This is a genomic window from Streptomyces sp. NPDC046887 (genome assembly GCF_040644755.1).
GTDB classification, from domain to species: domain Bacteria; phylum Actinomycetota; class Actinomycetes; order Streptomycetales; family Streptomycetaceae; genus Streptomyces; species Streptomyces lichenis.
The window spans coordinates 1-17,120 of record NZ_JBEYXH010000038.1 but is presented as its reverse complement, the minus strand read 5'-3'; the positions used below and the strand labels follow the sequence as shown (position 1 = coordinate 17,120).

Sequence of the window (17,120 nt, the reverse complement as noted above, 5' to 3'; positions counted from 1 at the left end):
CACCCGCTCAGCACGTCATGAAGATGGGCAAAGCGTGGTCCCCGCCTCCGCGGGGTTACGCCCTCGCCAGTTGATTCCGACAGGCGAGGGTGGTCAGGTGTCGGGGCCGGATACTCTTGAGGGCGATTCTCTGCCCCCGACCCCAAGGACCGACGAGCGCCGTGTTCGATACTCTCTCCGACCGCTTGGCGACTACCTTCAAGACCCTCAGGGGCAAAGGTCGCCTTTCCGAAGCCGACATCGACGGCGCGGCCCGGGAGATCCGCATCGCGCTGCTGGAAGCGGACGTCGCCCTTCCGGTCGTTCGCGGGTTCATCAAGCAGGTCAAGGAACGTGCCCTTGGGGCTGATGTCTCCAAGGCCCTGAATCCCAGCCAACAGTTCATCAAGATCGTCAACGAGGAGCTCATCGGCATCCTCGGCGGCGAGACCCGCCGGCTGCGGTTCGCCAAGAACCCGCCGACCGTGATCATGCTCGCCGGCCTCCAGGGCGCCGGTAAGACCACCCTCGCCGGAAAGCTCGGCCTCTGGCTCAAGGGCCAGGGCCACGCCCCGCTGCTGGTCGCCTGCGACCTCCAGCGCCCCAACGCGGTCAACCAGCTCGCGGTGGTCGCCGAGCGCGCCGGCGTCGGCGTCTACGCGCCCCAGCCCGGCAACGGCGTCGGCGACCCGGTCCAGGTCGCCAAGGACTCCATCGAGTACGCCAGGACCAAGCAGCACGACGTGGTCATCGTCGACACCGCCGGCCGCCTCGGCATCGACCAGGAGCTGATGCGGCAGGCCGCCGACATCCGCGACGCGGTCAGCCCCGACGAGGTGCTGTTCGTCGTGGACGCCATGATCGGTCAGGACGCGGTCAACACCGCCGAGGCCTTCCGCGACGGCGTCGGCTTCGACGGTGTGGTGCTCTCCAAGCTCGACGGCGACGCCCGCGGCGGTGCCGCGCTCTCCATCGCGCATGTCACCGGCAAGAACATCATGTTCGCCTCCAACGGCGAGAAGCTGGACGAGTTCGACGCGTTCCACCCGGACCGCATGGCGTCCCGCATCCTCGGCATGGGCGATGTGCTCTCGCTGATCGAGAAGGCCGAGCAGACCTTCAGCCAGGAAGAGGCCGCCAAGATGGCCTCCAAGCTGGCGAGCAGTAAGGGCAAGGACTTCACCCTGGACGACTTCCTCGCCCAGATGGAGCAGGTCCGCAAGATGGGCAGCATCAGCAAGCTCCTCGGGATGCTGCCGGGCATGGCCCAGATCAAGGACCAGATCAACAACATCGACGAGCGGGACGTGGACCGCACCGCCGCCATCATCAAGTCGATGACCCCCGGCGAGCGCCAGGACCCGACGATCATCAACGGCTCCCGCCGGGCCCGTATCGCCCGCGGCTCCGGCGTCGACGTCAGCATGGTCAAGAGCCTGGTCGAGCGGTTCTTCGACGCCCGCAAGATGATGTCCAAGATGGCCGCCGGCGGCGGCATGCCCGGGATGCCCGGCATCCCCGGCATGGGCGGCGGCCCCGGCCGGCAGAAGAAGCAGCAGAAGCAGGCCAAGGGCAAGCGCAAGAGCGGCAACCCGATGAAGCGGAAGGCCGACGAGGCCGCCGCCCAGGCCCGCCGCGAGGAGGCCGCCCAGCAGGGCGGCGCCTTCGGCCTGCCGGCCGGCGAGGTTCCCAAGGACTTCCAGCTCCCCGACGAGTTCAAGAAGTTCATGGGCTGAGACCTGCGACGTGGAAGGGGCGCCCCACCGGCGGTGGGGCGCCCCTTCCCGTACGGCTCCGTGCCTTACGGCGTACGGGCCACCAGATAGCGGAAGACATTGGCCATCCACACCGTGCCGTCCGGGCGGACGTGCGGGTGCAGCGCCTCGATGACCTCCTTCTCGACCGTCGCCTGGTCGGCCGCGGCCACCGCCGCGTCGAACAGCCCGGTCGACATCAGCCCGCGCACCGCGCTGTCCATGTCCGCGTACCCGAACGGGCAGGCCACCCGGCCCGAACCGTCCGGCCGCAGCCCGGCCCGCCCGGCCACCTCCTCCAGGTCGTCCCGCAGCGCCGGCTGCCAGGACTTCGCCGTGCGCAGCCGCTCGGTCAGCCGGCCTGCCACCCGCAGCACCGCCGAGGTCGCGCACCGCTCCGGCGGACCCCAGCCGGCCAGCACCACCGCGCTGCCCCGCTCCGCCATCGGCACCGCCGCGGCCAGCGCCGCCGCCAGCGAGTCGGCGTCCTCCTCGTCGTCCACCACACAGCCGCCGATCGGCTGGAACGCCGTGATGAGGTTGTACGCCGGACGGGTGGCGTCCCCGGCCTCCGCGGGCCGGCCGTACAGCAGCCGCGTCCCGCCGTGCCGGTGGGCCCCCACCTCGATACCGGTCGCCGGGGAGGCGCCGCCGGAGTCCGGCAGCAGCCGCTCCCGCGCCAGGTCCATCCGGGGCTGGTCGGTGTCCACGCCGGTCACCTGCGCACCGCGCGCCGCCGCCATCAGCAGCGCCAGCCCTGAGCCGCAGCCGAGACCCAGCAGCCGCGTCCGGGTGCCGACCTCCAGGTGCTGGTAGACCGCTTCGTACAGCGGTACGAGCATCCGCTCCTGGATCTCCGCCCAGTCGCGGGCACGGCCGGGGCCGTCCGCCACGGGGGGAGCCGAAGCCGGGTGGGGGTGGTGCTGGACGAGCATAGGTGTCATCGAAAGCGCCCCAATCCGCCGAAGGTCCGTTACTGCCTCGACTGCCCTCCTGTCCTCACCGGACAGCGGTCGGACAGCCAGTCCCCCCGTGTGCGTGCGCCCGCACTCCCCGTATGCCAGGGAACTGCGCTTCCGCCCCCAAGTCCAGGGGTCGGTGGGCATTGCTTCGTGCCCCGGTCGTGCGCCCCCGGACCCGGCGCGAACCACCTCCCATAGTGGGGTGCCTCCGTGAATCCCGCCACGCCGGCACCGCGCCGCAGGTCGGCACGGACGCCGCGGCGCCGGGCGCTCCCCGGCCGCCTCCCCGCGCCCGGGGCGCGCGCCCGGCGGGACGGAGCGGAGCGGATGTCCGAAATCCGTGGGTGGGGCCGAGGGCGCCGTCCGGCCGCCGGGAACGCCCGGGTAGGGTCCCTCAGGTCCCCCCGCGGCATCAGGCGGCTATCACGCTCCCGCGGGCGGTCCTCGTATCGTTCCGCTCCGCTACGTACCGTCTTGCGGCGGGCTGGGCGGCTTCCTGCGGAGTTCCGCGCTCTCGGCATCGTCAGACCGCATCAACGGCAACTGACTGGTACGTGCAAATTATTTGGGATGCCCCGGAATGGAACCCAGCGGCTGCCCGGCTCGTTGTACACGACGTGAGCACGACACCACCTGTTCTCGCCGCCGAGCTGGCACAGGCGTGGGCCGACATTCAGCGGCACCACCCCGAGCTGCCCGACCTCGCCGCGCCCGAATCACTGATCGGAGAGTCCTCGTCGGCCTGCGGGTCCGAGCTCTCCTTCGAACGGCTGCTGCACGAGGCAGTCCACGGCATCGCCGCCGCCCGAGGGGTCCGAGACACCTCCCGCGCCGGCCGCTACCACAACCGCAGATTCCTGGCGATCGCCGAGGAGATGGGCCTGGACCACCCCGAGGAGCCGCACGCCAGCAGCGGTTTCTCGCTGGTCACGCTCAGCCCCGAGGCCAAACGCCGCTACCGCCCCACCATGGAGCGGCTGCAGCGCGCCCTCAAGGCGCACACCGCCGCCACCGCGGGCGACACCAAGCGCTCCTTCCGGGGGCCGGCCGCCCGGCACGGCTCCTCCGGCGGGGGAGTGCGGGTCAAGGCCGTCTGCGACTGCGGACGCAACGTCCGGGTCGTCCCCTCGGTGCTCGCCCAGGCGCCCATCGTCTGCGGCGGCTGCGGCAAGCCCTTCCGCATCCCGGAAGCGGTGGGCGCGGCGAGCTGACCTCGCGTGGTGTGGCACAATGGCCAGCTGTACTCGACAGTCGAACAGGACCCCTCTCTCCTCCGGCTGACGCGTCCGTCGGGCACTCGGGTACCGCAACCCCACGTGGCATCTCGTTGTGCCCACCCACGTCAAGACCAGGAGACACCACACCCGTGGCAGTCAAGATCAAGCTGAAGCGTCTGGGCAAGATCCGTTCGCCTCACTACCGCATCGTCGTCGCCGACTCCCGTACCCGCCGTGACGGCCGGGCCATCGAGGAGATCGGCCTGTACCACCCGGTGCAGAACCCGTCGCGCATCGAGGTCGACTCGGAGCGCGCCCAGTACTGGCTGTCCGTCGGCGCCCAGCCGACCGAGCCGGTCCTCGCCATCCTGAAGCTCACCGGTGACTGGCAGAAGGCCAAGGGCCTGCCCGCCCCGGAGAAGCCGCTGCTCGCCCCGGCGACCAAGGAGGACAAGCGCGCGTCCTTCGAGGCCTTCGCCAAGGCGATCGAGGGCGACGAGAACAAGGGTGAGGCCATCACCCCGAAGGCCAAGAAGGCCGACAAGAAGGCGGACGAGGCCGACGCCGCGTCCACCGAGTCGACCGAGGCCTGAGCATGCTCGAGGAGGCTCTCGAGCACCTCGTGAAGGGCATCGTCGACAACCCCGACGACGTGCAGGTGGCCTCCCGCAACCTGCGCCGGGGGCGTGTGCTGGAGGTCCGGGTCCACCCCGACGACCTCGGCAAGGTGATCGGCCGCAACGGCCGCACCGCTCGCGCCCTGCGGACCGTCGTGGGTGCCATCGGCGGCCGCGGGATCCGGGTCGACCTGGTCGACGTGGACCACGTCCGCTGAGCAGTTGAACACCGGCGCGGGCCGGGGAGGGCTACGGCCCGCCCCGGCCCGCAGCCGTTTCCCGGGACACTCGGGAAACGGCGCACAGGAAACCTCGGGAAACGAAGGAAAGGCAACAGGAGTGCAGCTCGTAGTCGCGCGGATCGGCCGCGCCCACGGGATCAAGGGCGAGGTCACCGTCGAGGTGCGGACCGACGAGCCGGAGCTGCGGCTCGCCCCCGGGGCCGTACTCGCCACCGACCCGGCCGCCACCGGCCCGCTCACCATCGAGACCGGCCGGGTGCACAGCGGCCGGCTGCTGCTGCGCTTCGCCGGGGTCAGCGACCGCACCGGCGCCGAGGCGCTGCGCAACACCCTGCTGATCGCCGACGTCGACCCCGACGAACGTCCCGAGGACGACGAGGAGTTCTACGACCACCAGCTGATCGACCTGGACGTGGTGCTCGCCGACGGCACCGCGATCGGCCGGATCACCGAGATCTCCCATCTGCCCTCCCAGGACCTGTTCGTGGTCGAACGGCCGGACGGCACCGAGGTGATGATCCCGTTCGTGGAGGAGATCGTCAGCGAGATCGACCTGGACGGGCAGCGGGCCGTGATCACCCCACCGCCCGGACTGATCGACGACCGCGCCGAGATCGCCACCGCCCGCGGGGACGACGGCGGCGAGGGTGCCGAGGACGGGACCCGATGAGGCTCGACGTCGTCACGATCTTCCCCGAGTACCTGGAACCGCTGAACGTCTCGCTCGTCGGCAAGGCCCGCGCCCGCGGCAGCCTCGACGTCCGGGTGCACGACCTGCGGCAGTGGACCTACGACCGGCACAACACGGTCGACGACACCCCCTACGGCGGCGGCCCCGGCATGGTCATGAAGACCGAGCCCTGGGGGGACGCCCTGGACGACGTGCTGGCGGACGGCTACGAGGCCGGCGCCCACGGCCCCGCCCTGGTCGTGCCCACGCCCAGCGGCCGACCCTTCACCCAGGAACTGGCCGTGGAGCTGTCCACCCGGGCCTGGCTGGTCTTCACCCCGGCCCGCTACGAGGGCATCGACCGCCGGGTCACCGAGGAGTACGCCACCCGGATCCCGGTCTACGAGGTGTCCATCGGCGACTACGTCCTCGCCGGCGGCGAGGCCGCCGTACTGGTCGTCACCGAGGCCGTGGCCCGGCTGCTGCCCGGGGTGCTCGGCAACGCCGAGTCCCACCGCGACGACTCCTTCGCCCCCGGCGCCATGGCCAACCTGCTCGAAGGCCCCGTCTACACCAAGCCGCCGCGGTGGCGCGGCCGCGGTATCCCCGAGGTGCTGCTCAGCGGCCACCACGGCAAGATCGCCCGCTGGCGGCGCGACGAGGCCCTGGCCCGTACCGCCGCCCACCGCCCCGAGCTGCTGGAGCGCTGCGAGGCGTCCGCGTTCGACAAGAAGGACCGCGAGACGCTCTCCATCCTGGGCTGGTCCCCGGAACCGGGCGGCCGATTTTGGCGCAGGCCGAAGGCCGTGGAAGAATAGGCGGCTGTTGTGCGTCCGGCGTGCGCCCCTGCCACAGGGGGACACGACGCCCGTCCGACGCGGACAACTCCCCTGACGATGATCGCCGTGCGATCACGATGTACCGCTGATGACCTGTGGCATCAGCGAGGAAGCAGACACACATGTCCCACCTGCTCGACTCCGTCGACGCCGCGTCGCTGCGCTCGGACGTCCCCGCGTTCCGCCCCGGTGACACCGTCAACGTGCACGTCCGCGTGATCGAGGGCAACCGCTCCCGTATCCAGCAGTTCAAGGGTGTCGTCATCCGCCGCCAGGGCGCGGGCGTCCGCGAGACCTTCACGGTCCGCAAGGTCTCCTTCTCCGTCGGCGTCGAGCGCACCTTCCCGGTGCACAGCCCGATCTTCGAGAAGATCGAGCTCGTGACCCGCGGTGACGTCCGCCGCGCCAAGCTGTACTACCTCCGTGAGCTGCGCGGCAAGGCCGCGAAGATCAAGGAGAAGCGCGACAACTGAGCCACCGGCTCGGTTCCGTACTCCGGCCCGGGACGGCCGCGCGCCGCGCGGTCCTCACGGCGGCGTTACGGCGGGGCCGGATAGCATCTGGCCCCGATGGACACCGAAGCACAGCACCCCGAGCGCGATCGCCCCTCCGGCAGGGAGGAGCGGTCGCGCTCGGCGTGTTCCGGGCCGTCCGCACCCGCCGAGGCAGGCGATGCCGAGGGTGACGAGGAGGGCGGGACGGCCGACGGGCGGGGGGCGGTCCTCCGCGGATGGCGCCGGCCCCTGCTGATCGCCGCGGCCTTCGCCGCCGTACTGCTGGGGGTGAGCCACTTCCTCGTCCAGCCGTTCCAGATCCCCAGCGGCTCGATGCGGCCGACGCTCCAGGTCGGCGACCGGGTGCTGGTCGACAAGCTGGCGTACGGCGGCGGTACGGCGCCCCGCCGCGGGGACGTCGTCGTCTTCGACGGCACCGGCTCCTTCCTCCGCGAGCCCCCGCCGGAGAACCCGGTCACCGGTCTGCTGCACGGGACCGCGGCCGCCCTCGGCCTTGCCGAACCGCCCGACACCCACTTCGTCAAGCGGGTGGTGGGCACCGGCGGCGACCGGGTGACCTGCTGCGACCCGGGGGGACGGCTGAAGGTGAACGGCGTGCCCGTACCGGAGGACTACCTCTTCCCCGGGGACGACCCGTCCCGGGTGCCGTTCGACATCGTGGTACCCGAGGGCTCCCTCTGGGTGATGGGCGACCACCGCAGCCAGTCCCGGGACTCCCGCGACCACCTCGGCGACCCCGGCGGCGGCACCGTACGGGTGGAGAAGGTCATCGGGCGCGCGGACTGGATCGGCTGGCCGCTGGGCCGCTGGTCCGCCCTGCGGCCCACGGACGCCTTCAGCGGCGTACCGTCCGCGCCGGCGGGAGGGGGACATGGGTAGCCGCGGCCGAGGCAGGCCGGGCAGCCACCGGGCCGACAACCGGCTGCCCACCGGCTCCCGCCCCACCGACGGCTCCCAGCAGGCCGGCGGCGGACGGCCGATGCCGGGACGGGCCGAACGCCGCAAGCTCGCCCGGAAGGTGAAGCGGCGCCGCCGGCGCTCGGCGGTCAAGGAGATCCCGCTGCTGATCACCGCGGCGCTGGTGATCGCCTTCGTGCTGAAGACCTTCCTGGTGCAGGCCTTCGTCATCCCCTCCGGCTCCATGGAGCAGACCATCCGGATCGACGACCGGGTGCTGGTGGACAAGCTCACCCCCTGGTTCGGCTCCCGGCCGGAGCGCGGGGACGTGGTGGTCTTCCGCGACCCCGGCGGCTGGCTCGCCCAGGAGCGGACCCCGGCCGAGAACGACCCGGTGGTCATCGCCAAGATCAAGGACGGCCTCGGCCTGATCGGGCTGCTGCCCTCGGACGACGAGCAGGACCTGATCAAGCGGGTGGTCGCGGTCGGCGGCGACACCGTCGCCTGCTGCGGCAAGGACGGGCGGGTCACGGTCAACGGCAAGCCGCTCGCCGAGCCGTACATCAACGCCGGGGACGCCCCCTCGACCATCCCGTTCGAGGTCAAGGTGCCGGCCGGGCGGATCTTCGTGCTCGGCGACCACCGGTCCGCCTCCGCGGACTCGCGGTTCCACCTGGACGAGCCGTTCCAGGGGACCGTCTCGGAGGACGACGTGGTCGGCCGGGCCGTGGTCATCGCGTGGCCGTTCTCCCACTGGCGCAGACTGGAGGAACCGGACACCTTCGCCACGGTGCCGGCCCCGCCGACCGGGACGGCGGCGGCGCCCGGCGCGTCGCATAGTGTGTCCCCGCTGAATGTGAACGGATTGACCGGACTCCCGACCCCTGCGGAACTCCCGCTCGTTATGGGAGTGGTGGGCCTGCCCCTGCTACGGGGTGGGCGGTTGCACGGATTGAGGAGTGGATGTGGGGGACTTGGCGGTAGGCGCACGTTCCGGACACGACGAGCCCGAGGAGCGGCCGCAGCGGTCCGGAGGGTCCTTCCCGCCCGGTTCCGGGCCGTCCGGGCCCGGCTCGTCCGGCACCGGGCCGGTCGACTCCGGACACCCGGGACGCCCGGGGCGTCCGGTGGGCGGCCTCCCTCCGGAGGTCCCGCCCGCTGACGGCGGCCACGCCGCCGGCGGCGGCTCCGGACACGGCGGTACGCCGGAGGAGGACGGCGAGTCCGGCGACGAGGGCCGCAGCGGCGGCAAGAAGCGGCAGCGCTCCTTCTGGAAGGAGCTGCCGCTGCTCATCGGTATCGCGCTGGTCCTGGCGCTGCTGATCAAGACCTTCCTGGTGCAGGCGTTCTCGATCCCCTCGGACTCGATGATGAACACCCTGCAGCGCGGCGACCGGGTGCTGGTCGACAAACTCACCCCCTGGTTCGGCTCCGAGCCCGAGCGCGGCGAGGTCGTCGTCTTCAACGACCCGGGCGGCTGGCTGGAGAGCCAGTCCGTGCCCGAGCCCAACGCCCTGCAGACGGTCCTCAGCGCCATCGGCCTGATGCCGTCCGCCAAGGAGCAGGACCTGATCAAGCGGGTCATCGCGGTCGGCGGCGACACGGTCAGCTGCAAGCGGGGCGGCAAGGTGATCGTCAACGGCAAGCCGCTGAACGAGGAGTCGTACATCTACCCCGGCTCCACCCCCTGCGACGACCAGCCGTTCGGGCCGATCAAGGTGCCCGAGGGCCGGATCTGGGTGATGGGCGACAACCGGCAGAACTCGCTGGACTCCCGCTACCACCAGGAGCTCCCGGGCAACGGCACGGTCGCCAACGACAAGGTCGTCGGCCGCGCCATCGTCGTCGCCTGGCCGGTCACCCGCTGGGCGACCCTCCCGGTGCCCGGCACCTTCGAGCAGCAGGGCCTCGCCGCGGCGGCCACCGCCGCCGCCCCCGGCGCCCTCGGACTGGCCGGCGCCATCCCGCTCGTCCTCTGGCGCCGCCGCACCCGCCGCACCGCCGAGCACTGACGTCCCTGCTCGCTCCCCCGGGGCCCGTCCACCGTGCGTGGGCGGGCCCCGGGGCGTGTGTGGACGGGCGGGGCTTCGGGGCAGTCGGCGGGCCCATGGCGTACCGCTCGGTAGGGGTACGCGGGTAGGGTGCCGTCCCAGATCGTCCGCCGTCCGGCGCCGGCCGCGCGGTTGCCCGCGGGTGACCGGCCCGGCTCGGCGGCTGTCCGTCCCACCGAGGGCGGAGGGTGTCGGTGTCGTGAGGCAGGGGAGCTCCGGATGAGCGGAAAGACCGTACGGACGGATCGCGGTCCCGGCCGTCTCGCGAGCGCCCTGTCGGGGCTGGTCGTGGCCCTCGGCTGCGTGCTCTTCCTCGGCGGCTTCGCCTGGGGCGCGGTCCTGTACCGGCCGTACACCGTCCCCACCGATTCCATGTCGCCGACCGTCGCCGCCGGGGACCGGGTGCTGGCCCAGCGCATCGACGGCACCGATGTCCGCCGCGGCGACGTGGTCGTCTTCAACGACCCGAACTGGGGCGACCTGCCGATGGTCAAGCGGGTCGTCGGAGTGGGCGGCGACACGGTGGCCTGCTGCGGCGCCGACGGCCGGCTCACCATCAACGGCAAGCCGGTCGACGAACCGTATCTGCGGGCGGGTGAGGCGGCCTCGCTGACCGAGTTCTCCGCCGCCGTCCCCGAGGGGAGGCTCTTCCTCCTCGGCGACGAGCGCAACGGCTCCCAGGACTCGCGGGTCCACCTCCAGGACGCCAGCCACGGCTCGGTGCCCCGGTCCGCGGTGACCGCCCGGGTGGACGCCGTGGCCTGGCCGCTCGGCTCCATGGTGGAGCGCCCGCAGGAGTTCGCCGCCCTGCCTGGCGGGATCTCCGAGCCGGGACCGGTGAAGCCGGTGGTGGCCGCGGTGGCCGTCGGCGCGGTGCTCGTCCTGGCCGGTGCCGCGGGACCGTCACTGGCACGCGCCCTCTCCGGCGGTGGGCGGGGCGCCGACCGGAAACGCCCGGCGCGCGGAAAGGCCCCCGCCGATGCCTGAGGCGCCGAGGCCCGAATCGACGTCGGAGTCCGAGCCGTCCGAGCCGTCCGAGCCCGCCGCCCTGCGCCAGGTGGCCCGGGTCGTGCTGCTCGACCCCGACGACCGGGTCCTGCTGCTGCACGGCCATGAGCCGGACGACCCGGCCACGACCTGGTGGTTCACCCCCGGTGGGGGAGTGGAGGGCGACGAGACCCGGGAGCAGGCCGCCGTACGGGAGCTGGCCGAGGAGACCGGCCTCGCCGGGGTGCGGCTGGGCCCGGTGGTGTGGCGCAGGGTCTGCTCCTTCCCGTTCGCCGGCCGTCGCTGGGACCAGGACGAGTGGTACTACCTGGCCCGCACCGACCGCACCGAGGTGGCGCTCGGCGACCTCACCGAGCTGGAGACCCGCAGTGTCGCGGGGCTGAGATGGTGGACCTCCGCCGAACTGTCCTCGACGCGTGAGACGGTGTACCCGACACGACTCGCCGGGCTGCTGCGCGCGCTGCTCGACGAGGGACCCCCCGAGCAACCGGTGGTCCTGCCCCCGGAAAACGTCTAGGGGCCCGGGGCACTGGCGCACAATGGGGGCACGCACGGCTGAAGGGGAACATGCCATGAGCGCCGAGGACCTCGAAAAGTACGAGACCGAGATGGAGCTGAAGCTCTACCGGGAGTACCGAGACGTCGTCGGTCTGTTCAAGTACGTGATCGAGACCGAGCGCCGCTTCTACCTCACCAACGACTACGAGATGCAGGTGCACTCGGTGCAGGGCGAGGTCTTCTTCGAGGTGTCCATGGCGGACGCCTGGGTCTGGGACATGTACCGGCCGGCCCGGTTCGTCAAGCAGGTGCGCGTACTGACCTTCAAGGACGTGAACATCGAGGAGCTCAACAAGAGCGACCTCGAACTGCCGGGCGGCTGATCCCGCACCTCACGCCCCCGGGCGGCGAGCCACCGCCACGCCCACCTGCCGTGCCCCCCGGCCGTCAACACCGCGCCCCCGGAATCGCCCCTCCGAGTGGCGCGGTGATCCACATTCCGCCGGTTGTCCACCGTCATCCGCCAAGATCCAACAATCCGCCACCGACCCGTCACAGTCGGTGGCGGAGGTGGTGCCGCAATGAACACGACGGGGGCACTGGGACGGTACGGCGAAGAGCTGGCCGTCCGCCGACTCACCGAGTCGGGCATGACCACGCTCGCCCGCAACTGGCGGTGCGGACGGACCGGCGAGATCGACATCGTGGCCCGGGACGGCGACACCCTCGTCGTCTGCGAGGTCAAGACCCGCAGAAGCGCACGGTACGAACACCCGCTCGCCGCCCTCACGGCCACCAAGGCGGACCGGCTGCGACGGCTCGCGGCCTGCTGGCTCGACCGGCACGGCGGCCCACCGCCCGGCGGCGTCCGCATCGACGCCATCGGCGTCCTGCTGCCCCGCCGCGGCACCCCCGTCGTCGACCATGTCCGCGGGGTGATCTGACATGGGCTTCGCCCGAGCCTGCTCCGTCGCCCTGGTCGGCGTCGAAGGCGTGGTCGTCGAGGTCCAGGCCGACCTGGAACCAGGTGTCCCCGCGTTCACCCTGGTCGGACTGCCCGACAAGAGCCTGGTGGAGAGCCGCGACCGAGTCCGCGCCGCCGTGGTCAACTCCGGCGCGGAGTGGCCGCAGAAGAAGCTGACCGTCGGCCTCAGCCCCGCCTCCGTACCCAAGAGCGGCTCCGGCTTCGACCTCGCCGTCGCCGCCGCGGTGCTCGGTGCCGCCGAACGTGTCGACCCCCGCGCCATCGCCGACCTCGTCCTCATCGGCGAGCTCGGCCTCGACGGCCGCGTCCGACCCGTACGCGGAATCCTCCCCGCCGTACTCGCCGCCGCCGAAGCCGGCTACCAGCACGTCGTCGTGCCCGAGCAGACCGCCGGAGAGGCCGCGCTCGTCCCCGGCGTCTCCGTCCTCGGCGTCCGCACCCTGCGCCAGCTCATCGCCGTGCTCGCCGACGAACCCGTGCCCGACGAGGAACCCGACCAACCAGGCCGGCCCGACGCCATGCTCGCCGGGCTGCTCGTCCCCGGCGCGGGCATCGGCACCGGGATCGCCCCCGCGCCGGGCGAAGGCCCCGACCTCGCCGACGTGGCCGGGCAGCACACCGCCAGGCGCGCCCTGGAGACCGCCGCCGCCGGCGGCCACCACCTCCTGCTGACCGGCCCACCCGGCGCCGGCAAGACCATGCTCGCTGAACGGCTCCCCGCCGTCCTGCCGCCCCTCACCCGGGCCGAAGCCCTGGAGGTCACCGCCGTCCACTCCGTCGCCGGCATCCTGCCGCCCGGCGAACCCCTGGTACGCCGCCCGCCCTACTGCGCCCCGCACCACTCGGCCACCATGCAGTCCCTGGTCGGCGGCGGGAACGGCACCCCCAGGCCCGGCGCCGTCTCCCTCGCCCACCGCGGCGTGCTCTTCCTCGACGAAGCGCCCGAATTTTCCGGAAAGGCCCTGGACGCGCTGCGCCAGCCGCTGGAGTCCGGCCATGTCGTCGTCGCCCGCAGCGCCGGCGTGGTCCGGCTGCCCGCCCGGTTTCTGATGGTGCTCGCCGCCAACCCGTGCCCCTGCGGCCGGCACACCCTGGTCGGCGCCGCCTGCGAATGCCCGGCCACCCTGGTCCGCCGCTACCAGGCCCGGCTGTCCGGCCCCCTGCTCGACCGGGTCGACCTCCGGGTGACCGTAGAGCCCGTCGACCGTGCCGACCTGCTCGGCCAGGGCGGCCGCGGAGAACCCACCACCGTCGTCGCCGCCCGCGTCCAGGAAGCCCGCGAGCGAGCGGCCGCCCGCCTCACCGGCACCCCCTGGCAGCTCAACGCCGAGGTCCCCGGCCATGAGCTGCGCACCCGCTGGCAGCCCGCCCCCGGCGCCCTCGCCGGCGCCGAACGCGACCTCGAACGGGGTCTGCTCACCGCCCGCGGACTGGACCGGATCCTCCGTGTCGCCTGGACCCTCGCCGATCTCGCCGGCCGCGACCGCCCCGGCCCCGCCGAGGTGAACCAGGCCCTGGAGCTACGTACCGGCGTCCCCCGGGGCGTCCCGGCGACCGGAGAGTTCCGATGACCGGCCTGCCGACCGGGGGAGCGGCGAGCGGGGGAGCGGGGAGCGAAAGCCCCGACGCCGCCACCCACGACCCCCGCCGGCACGAGCGCCGGGCCCGCGCCGCCCTCACCCGGGTCCTCGAACCCGGCGACGAACGAGCCGGGCAGTGGCTCGCCGACCTCGGGCCGGTGGAACTCCTGCGACGGCTCACCAGCCCCGCGTACCGCCACGACACCCTCCCCGGAGCCGGCGACCAACGGACCAGAGCACTGCGCGCCCTGGCCGCCCGGGCCGACCCCGCGCACGACCTCGCCACCGTGGCGTCCCACGGCGGGCGGTTCGTCATCCCCGGAGACCCCGAATGGCCCAGCCAGCTCGACGACCTCGGCCCCGCCCGCCCCATCGGCCTCTGGGTCCGCGGCGGACCGGACCTGCGCCGCTGGGCGCTGCGCTCCGTCGCCCTGGTCGGAGCACGCAGCTGCACCCCCTACGGAGCCCACACCGCCACCACCCTCGCGGCCGGGCTCGCCGAACACGGCTGGGTCGTCGTCTCCGGAGCCGCCTACGGCATCGACGGCGCCGCCCACCGCGGCGCCCTCGCCGCCGGCGGTGCGACCATCGCCGTACTCGCCTGCGGCACCGACGTCGCCTACCCCCGCGGCCACGCCGAACTGCTCGGCCGCATCGTCCGCCAAGGCCTGGTCATCGGCGAACTGCCACCCGGCGCACACCCCACCCGCAGCCGCTTCGTCCTGCGCAACCGGGTCATCGCCGCCCTCACCCGAGGCACCGTGGTGATCGAGGCCGCCCACCGCAGCGGCTCACTGGTCACCGCCCGCGCCGCACAGCGCATGGGCCGCCACACCATGGGTGTCCCCGGACCGGTCACCAGCGCCTACTCGGGAGGCGTCCACCAACTGCTGCGCGGCGGCGCCGTACTGGTCACCGACGCCCCGGACGTCATCGAACTCGTGGGCACCATCGGCGACGACCTCGCCCCCGACCGGCGCGGACCGGTGCTGCCCCGGGACCTCCTCGACCCGGAGTGCGCCCAGCTGCTGGAAGCCATGCCCGGCAGAGCCACCGACACCACCGCCCGAGACCTCGCGCACGCCCTGGGTACGCCGGTTGACGCCGCACTCGCCCGGCTGTACGAGCTTCACTCCCTCGGGTTCGTCGAACGGCACGACGACCGCTGGCGGCTCACCGCACGCCCCGCGCGCCACGCCGACACCCGGCGAGGCGGTGCTTGACCAGGGGCATTCGGGTGACAGGCTGCCCGTGATGACCTCCGTACCCGCCCCGGAGGCCCCTGGCCGGGTGGTCCCCGCGCGGACCACCCGCGGGGCCCCATTCGAAGATGCGGCCGACGCCATACCCGCCCGGGCCACCGAGCCGACGTCCTTCGCGCAAAGCGATCCCGCAGTCACGCTACGCTCACAAGGTCGGCCCCCGAGGCCGACCACCCCCACCCCCGCGAAATCCTCCCTCCCCGCACACCGGCTCCGCCCACCCGCTCCAGCAGAACGGCTCACAGCGACGCATGCCCCAGCACACCTCCGGGTCAGACCGCGCGGCAGTGCCCCCCGCTGCCCGGGGCACCTCCTCCCGGCGCGCCGTGCATCCGCCCGCTCCCCCCTCCCCGCCCGCCCCTCCACCCCCACCCCCCACCTCGCTCGACCAGCTGTGGCGGTCGTACAAGGACACGGGTGACGAGCGGCTCCGGGAGCAGCTGATCCTGCACTACTCCCCGCTGGTGAAATACGTGGCCGGCCGGGTCAGCGTCGGACTGCCGTCCAACGTCGAGCAGGCCGACTTCGTCTCGTCCGGGGTCTTCGGGCTCATCGACGCGATCGAGAAGTTCGACATCGAACGGGCCATCAAGTTCGAGACCTACGCCATCACCCGTATCCGCGGCGCGATGATCGACGAACTGCGCGCCCTGGACTGGATCCCGCGATCCGTACGGCAGAAGGCACGCGCCGTCGAACGCGCCTACGCGACCCTGGAAGCCCGTCTGCGGCGCACCCCCTCGGAAACCGAGGTCGCCACCGAGATGGGCATCGCACTGGAGGACCTGCACGCCGTTTTCAGCCAGCTCTCCCTGGCGAACGTGGTCGCCCTGGAAGAGCTGCTGCACGTCGGCGGCGAGGGCGGCGACCGGCTCAGCCTGATGGACACCCTGGAGGACACCGCCGCCGACAACCCGGTCGAGGTCGCCGAGGACCGCGAACTGCGCAGGCTGCTCGCCCGTGCCATCAACACCCTCCCGGAGCGGGAGAAGACCGTGGTCACGCTCTACTACTACGAGGGCCTCACCCTCGCCGAGATCGGCAATGTCCTCGGGGTCACCGAGAGCCGCGTCAGCCAGATCCACACCAAATCCGTCCTCCAGCTGCGGGCGAAGCTGGCCGACGTAGGACGCTGACGGCGAAGGGCCCGCCGTAGAGTGGTGGGGTGCCAAGGATTCGAGCGGCCTCCGTGGCCGAGCACCGGACCATGCAGCGCGGCGCCCTGCTGGACGCCGCGCGTTCCCTGCTGTCCGAAGGCGGGACGGAGGCGCTGACCTTCCCCGCCCTCGCCGAGCGCACCGGCCTCGCCCGGTCGTCCGTCTACGAGTACTTCCGCTCGCGCGCCGCCGTGGTCGAGGAGCTGTGCGCCGTCGACTTCCCCGTATGGGCCGCCGAGGTCGAGGCCGCGATGGAACGCTCCGCCGGCCCCGAGGGCAAGATCGAGGCGTACATCCGCCGCCAGCTCGAACTGGTCGGCGACCGCCGCCACCGGGCCGTCGTCGCCATCTCCGCGAGCGAACTGGACGCGGGCGCCCGCGAGAAGATCCGCGCCGCCCACGGCGGGCTGGTCGCGATGATCGTCGAAGCCCTGGCCGAACTGGGCCACGAACAGCCCCGCCTCGCCGCGATGCTCCTCCAGGGCATCGTGGACGCCGCCGCCCGCCGCGTCGAACTGGGCGCTGCGGAGGTCCCCGCCGCCATCGCCGACTCCGCCGTCGCCCTAGCCCTCCACGGCGTAAGCCGCCACCCCGGCTAGCCCACCCCGCCCTGCCCCACCAAAGCAACCCAGGCCCCGCCCGCCTGCCGGTGCGCGCGCAGGCTTCCGCATGTGCCTGCCCCACACTCGCCGCCCCGCCTCCGCCACACCGCCCCGGCGACACCGCCCCTGAGCTTGGACCGGGCCTGCCCATCGGCGCCCCACGCCTGCACCCACCTCAACACCCCTAACCTCAGCCCCGACCTTTGGGGGGCCCTCCCCCGATGGCGGCCTCGACCGTCCACCGGCCCTCGCCGGAGTCCTGGGCGAAGCCGCGCAGCTGCTCCA

At 72.8% G+C, this 17,120-nt stretch carries 18 protein-coding genes and 1 pseudogene; 18 read left to right on the top strand and 1 reads right to left on the bottom strand.

The window, feature by feature from the left end; all coding sequences use genetic code 11:
• The first annotated feature begins 161 nt into the window (after positions 1–161).
• Complete coding sequence (gene ffh, locus ABZ945_RS27075) at positions 162–1,715, top strand: signal recognition particle protein (protein WP_361274537.1); 1,554 nt, start codon at positions 162–164, stop codon at positions 1,713–1,715.
• Positions 1,716–1,780: 65 nt separating this feature from the next.
• Here ffh and ABZ945_RS27070 read toward each other — a convergent pair whose 3' ends face one another.
• Positions 1,781–2,677, bottom strand: a complete 897-nt coding sequence (locus ABZ945_RS27070; protein ID WP_361274535.1) for a methyltransferase domain-containing protein — start codon at positions 2,675–2,677, stop codon at positions 1,781–1,783.
• A 635-nt stretch (positions 2,678–3,312) separates the two neighbouring features.
• Here ABZ945_RS27070 and ABZ945_RS27065 point away from each other — a divergent pair.
• The 17 genes and pseudogenes from ABZ945_RS27065 (at position 3,313) to ABZ945_RS26985 (ending at position 16,832) form a co-directional block, all read left to right on the top strand.
• Positions 3,313–3,906 carry a hypothetical protein gene (locus ABZ945_RS27065; RefSeq protein WP_248632316.1) on the top strand — a complete coding sequence of 198 codons (594 nt, stop codon included), beginning with the start codon at positions 3,313–3,315 and terminating at the stop codon, positions 3,904–3,906.
• Positions 3,907–4,061: 155 nt separating this feature from the next.
• On the top strand, positions 4,062–4,505 hold the full coding sequence (rpsP, locus tag ABZ945_RS27060) for a 30S ribosomal protein S16 (protein ID WP_248632317.1): 444 nt from the start codon (positions 4,062–4,064) through the stop codon (positions 4,503–4,505).
• 2 nt (positions 4,506–4,507) lie between these two features.
• Positions 4,508–4,747, top strand: coding sequence for an RNA-binding protein (locus ABZ945_RS27055; RefSeq protein ID WP_004924853.1), 240 nt, complete (start codon positions 4,508–4,510; stop codon positions 4,745–4,747).
• 121 nt (positions 4,748–4,868) lie between these two features.
• Positions 4,869–5,441: a ribosome maturation factor RimM gene (gene rimM / locus ABZ945_RS27050; RefSeq protein WP_361274530.1), complete on the top strand. Its 573-nt coding sequence runs from the start codon at positions 4,869–4,871 to the stop codon at positions 5,439–5,441.
• The gene (gene trmD / locus ABZ945_RS27045; protein ID WP_361274527.1) at positions 5,438–6,259 is read left to right on the top strand and encodes a tRNA (guanosine(37)-N1)-methyltransferase TrmD; all 822 of its coding nucleotides are present in this window, start codon (positions 5,438–5,440) and stop codon (positions 6,257–6,259) included. The genes rimM and trmD overlap by 4 nt, the downstream gene beginning before the upstream one ends.
• Positions 6,260–6,402: 143 nt before the next feature.
• A complete protein-coding gene (gene rplS, locus ABZ945_RS27040) occupies positions 6,403–6,753 on the top strand; it encodes a 50S ribosomal protein L19 (protein ID WP_105869103.1) in 351 nt (116 codons plus the stop codon).
• A 96-nt stretch (positions 6,754–6,849) separates the two neighbouring features.
• Positions 6,850–7,674 (top strand): signal peptidase I, encoded by an 825-nt coding sequence (gene lepB / locus ABZ945_RS27035; protein ID WP_361274523.1) that lies wholly within the window; start codon positions 6,850–6,852, stop codon positions 7,672–7,674.
• A pseudogene (gene lepB / locus ABZ945_RS27030) lies at positions 7,667–8,719 on the top strand (signal peptidase I); the annotation flags it as partial. The gene lepB (ABZ945_RS27035) and the pseudogene lepB (ABZ945_RS27030), both read left to right, overlap by 8 nt.
• Entirely contained in the window at positions 8,667–9,704 is a 1,038-nt protein-coding gene (lepB, locus tag ABZ945_RS27025; RefSeq protein ID WP_361274520.1) for a signal peptidase I, read from the top strand. The pseudogene lepB (ABZ945_RS27030) and the gene lepB (ABZ945_RS27025), both read left to right, overlap by 53 nt.
• Positions 9,705–9,962: 258 nt before the next feature.
• A complete protein-coding gene (gene lepB, locus ABZ945_RS27020; RefSeq protein ID WP_361274518.1) occupies positions 9,963–10,730 on the top strand; it encodes a signal peptidase I in 768 nt (255 codons plus the stop codon).
• Positions 10,723–11,268, top strand: a complete 546-nt coding sequence (locus ABZ945_RS27015) for an NUDIX hydrolase (protein WP_361274515.1) — start codon at positions 10,723–10,725, stop codon at positions 11,266–11,268. Before lepB (ABZ945_RS27020) ends, ABZ945_RS27015 begins: the two co-directional genes overlap by 8 nt.
• A 55-nt stretch (positions 11,269–11,323) precedes the next feature.
• Positions 11,324–11,632 carry a DUF2469 domain-containing protein gene (locus ABZ945_RS27010; RefSeq protein ID WP_003965949.1) on the top strand — a complete coding sequence of 103 codons (309 nt, stop codon included), beginning with the start codon at positions 11,324–11,326 and terminating at the stop codon, positions 11,630–11,632.
• Positions 11,633–11,830: 198 nt separating this feature from the next.
• Positions 11,831–12,193, top strand: a complete 363-nt coding sequence (locus tag ABZ945_RS27005) for a YraN family protein (RefSeq protein WP_361274513.1) — start codon at positions 11,831–11,833, stop codon at positions 12,191–12,193.
• 1 nt (position 12,194) lies between these two features.
• Complete coding sequence (locus tag ABZ945_RS27000; protein WP_361274510.1) at positions 12,195–13,805, top strand: YifB family Mg chelatase-like AAA ATPase; 1,611 nt, start codon at positions 12,195–12,197, stop codon at positions 13,803–13,805.
• Positions 13,802–15,037, top strand: coding sequence for a DNA-processing protein DprA (gene dprA, locus ABZ945_RS26995; RefSeq protein ID WP_361274508.1), 1,236 nt, complete (start codon positions 13,802–13,804; stop codon positions 15,035–15,037). The genes ABZ945_RS27000 and dprA overlap by 4 nt, the downstream gene beginning before the upstream one ends.
• Positions 15,038–15,327: 290 nt before the next feature.
• Positions 15,328–16,212: an RNA polymerase sigma factor WhiG gene (whiG, locus tag ABZ945_RS26990; RefSeq protein ID WP_361274505.1), complete on the top strand. Its 885-nt coding sequence runs from the start codon at positions 15,328–15,330 to the stop codon at positions 16,210–16,212.
• Positions 16,213–16,265: 53 nt separating this feature from the next.
• Entirely contained in the window at positions 16,266–16,832 is a 567-nt protein-coding gene (locus ABZ945_RS26985) for a helix-turn-helix domain-containing protein (RefSeq protein ID WP_361274647.1), read from the top strand.
• The last annotated feature ends 288 nt before the right edge of the window (positions 16,833–17,120 follow it).